We start from the raw sequence: 3,067 nt of genomic DNA, 5'->3' as shown, positions 1-3,067 counted from the left end.
AGGCGAACATAGGCAAGACCCGCATAAGGTTCGAACAGGGCTTTGCCATAGTGGATCTTATAGCCAAGTTCGCCGAAGACCTGGAAAGTCCCCGCATTGTAATCGCCGGTCAGATTATCGGCAAAGCCGGGGAAGGCGACAGAACGGTTCATGTCGACATCATGCCATGTATAGGCAAGACCGGACCGAAATGCCAGGGCATGGCCATTGTTGAGCGTCCACTCCGTTCCCGCATAGGCGCCGAGCGTATAATTATCGCTGCCGCCCGACGAAGCGCGATCATCGATATCGAAGCTGGAATGGCTGTAGCCGGCCAGAAGGCCGAGACGCCATGTGTCGAGGACAGTACCGTCGATACCGGTGACAAAGCCGCCAACAGAGGATTTTACCGATCCTGCATTGCTATTGCTATCCTGCCTCGTCCAAGCGCCATAGGCATAGCCCCAGGCGGTATAGAGATTTTGAGCAGGGGCAATGCGGGCAGGGGCCACGCTATCGATAGCGGTGGCAGAGGCGGAAACATGCTTCTGCGATCCTGCATAGGAAAGCGCATTGATCGGCGTTGCCGGAGCGCCGCCAAACGCCTGCTGCAAACGACCAAGGGCTGCATTGCGGATAAACTGGCTATCATCGATCAGCACGCCTTTGGCTGAAGCGTACGCCTCGCCGGAAAGGCTGTCGAAAGCCGCACGTGCTTCATCGGCGGACAGCATCAGCAAGGTGTTGTACAAGGCCAGTGACGAACCCGTCTGCGCCAGCGTATCCAGGCCGCCAGCCGTGGCATACTGATTGCGGGTCTGAGCGACCGTCTTAAAGAGGGCAGGGGAGGGCTTTTCAGGTTCGGGTGTGCCGGGGCCCGGAATCTCCGGATCAACAGGCCTCGGGCAACCTGCTTTCAGGCAGATATTGAGATCTGCCGTCGTATCACCATAGGCAAGGCTCATATCGAGAAAGGCTGAGTTCGACATAACGCTTGCGAATTCACCACTGACACCGCCGTGGGCGGTCAGGATATGGTAGAGTTGACCATTCTGATAACTGGTTTCTGGATCGATGGTGGCAACCGAGATACTGCTGCCGGAAACTGTGGCAGTTCCCGCCACATCGACGCGATCGGAAGTGCCATTGCTGGCAATTTCGATCTCAAGAACTGAACCAGGTTTCAGCGTCAGATCGCCGTCCACTGTAATCGTGCCAATTGAATTGCCGGGAGACAATATGCCGCCAGACTGAACCGTCGTTTCTCCGAGCGAGCCATGACCGCCAAGAGTGGCACCGGATAAAACGTCGATGGTACCTCGCAGTGTGGCGCTGCTATGGTTGATATCTCCAACGATTAGTTTGCCATCTGCGACCGTCGTTGTGCCGGTAAAGCCTGAATTATCGCCTTTGAGGAGGAGTGTGTCGGTACTCCCCTTGACGAGTTCACCACCCGATAAACTCACGAACTGGCCTGAAAAACTGCCGCCATATATACGCAACAGATTATCACCCCAGGATACAGTGCCGCCTTGGCCCGGCGTCGTATCCTGTAAGTTGCGAATTGTGCCGCCCTGTGCAGAGAAATCGAGCGTCGCGCCAGAGGCGACGCGTGTTGCACCTGCAAACCCGGTAAGATTTCCGAGCGAACCGTTACCATCGACAAGGCGTCCAAATGCAACAGTTATTGTCGAAGCGGACGCTGCATTCGTACCGATGACGTCCATGATCACGTCACCTCTCGCATTATCGGTTCCGATGACCAGATCGCCCTCAATTGAGAAGCTTTGCCCCGCTCCGCCGTTGAGCCACAGCGAGGTGCCGGTTGCAGTGGTGATCGTCCCCGTTGTACCCGCTGCAACGAGATAGCTGTTGAGTGTGGAGCTCCCGAGAGCTGAGTGCAGCCGTCCCCCGTTGAGCGAAATCAGACCTGTGCCCAACGCGTCGATTACGCCATTACCATTCGCGTGATTGGCGACCAGAGTTCCTTCGGAGATATTCGTCCCGCCAGTGTAACTGCTTGCCCCGGAAAACGTTAGTACGTTTCCTCCACGGACGTTTACGACCCCATTCCCCGAAATCGCGCCGGAGAGCTCCAGATCTTTGAATGAAGTGTTAAAATTGACGCCAGAAGTGCCTTCGCCAAGACGCACATCGCTATCGAGCGTAAGGCCGCGGTCCAAAGCTGATATTGTTGCCGTTGCGTCGGCGTTAATAACAATTTCGCCGAGGATCGTCGAGCCCGAGTATAGATTAAGGCGATTTTCTGCCCCACCGAATTCTATCGCCGCTGATCGTGTGCCATTGTTCAAGGCGCCTGCGATCGTTCCCGCATTGTATATTGTGTCTTGACCACGGGTGATAATTGCGGTTCCCCCTCCGTTTCCCTCGCCGCCAATGACCGTACCAACATTGAATATGATATTGCGCTGACCACTGAGATTAATACCAGTGCCGCCCGCGCCATTTGTGCTTTTCACTCCAAAGCCGCCGCTTGCGCCGCCACTGCCTCCCACACCACCTGCGATCGTGCCGCTATTGATGATGTTTGCCATGCCGCCAAGGGAGAGCAATCCATCACCCCCCGCGCCACCACCGCCGCCAAATCCACCGTCTGCGCCGTTTCCGCCAAATCCTCCGACAATTGAACCGTCATTAGCGATGCGTGCCTGGGGTCCGACGCTAATGATCCCGCTGCCACCGCCACCACCGCCGCCACCGTTACCGACTCCACTTGTCCCGTTGAGGACACCACCGCCTTGACCGCCCGCTCCCCCAGAAATCGAGCCGAGCGAAGTGATAGAAATGTCTTGTCCGGAGTAACGGATCCCCGCCCCTCCGCCACCACCGCCGCCGCCGAAATTCGTACCTGAGGTGCCACCTGCACCGTCAAACCCAGTTCCTGAGCCATTTATAACCAACCCGTTTGCGGGGGAGATGAAACCCGGCCCGCCTCCATCGGCTGGCAAACCTCCGTCACCTTGCGCACCCGCTCCTCCGGTTCCGTTCCCACCCCAACCACCGGGATCCTGAGTGGTTACACCATCACCGCCGATGTGACTGGAACCGCCGCCTTGGCCATTGCCGA

The 3,067-nt window shown here is 57.2% G+C and carries 2 protein-coding genes; both read right to left on the bottom strand.

Annotated features, from left to right (window positions below; all coding sequences use genetic code 11):
• Positions 1 to 2,459: autotransporter outer membrane beta-barrel domain-containing protein (locus D8666_RS23850; RefSeq protein WP_121539676.1), on the bottom strand; the 2,459-nt coding region annotated here is incomplete at its 3' end.
• Positions 2,456 to 2,890: a hypothetical protein gene (locus tag D8666_RS23845; protein ID WP_109366381.1), complete on the bottom strand. Its 435-nt coding sequence runs from the start codon at positions 2,888 to 2,890 to the stop codon at positions 2,456 to 2,458. The genes D8666_RS23850 and D8666_RS23845, both read right to left, overlap by 4 nt.
• Between the last annotated feature and the right edge of the window lie 177 nt (positions 2,891 to 3,067).

The organism is Ochrobactrum soli, assembly GCF_003664555.1.
Taxonomy (GTDB): domain Bacteria; phylum Pseudomonadota; class Alphaproteobacteria; order Rhizobiales; family Rhizobiaceae; genus Brucella; species Brucella teleogrylli.
The sequence above is the reverse complement of the archived record's forward strand: the minus strand, read 5'-3'. Positions and strand labels throughout refer to the sequence as shown.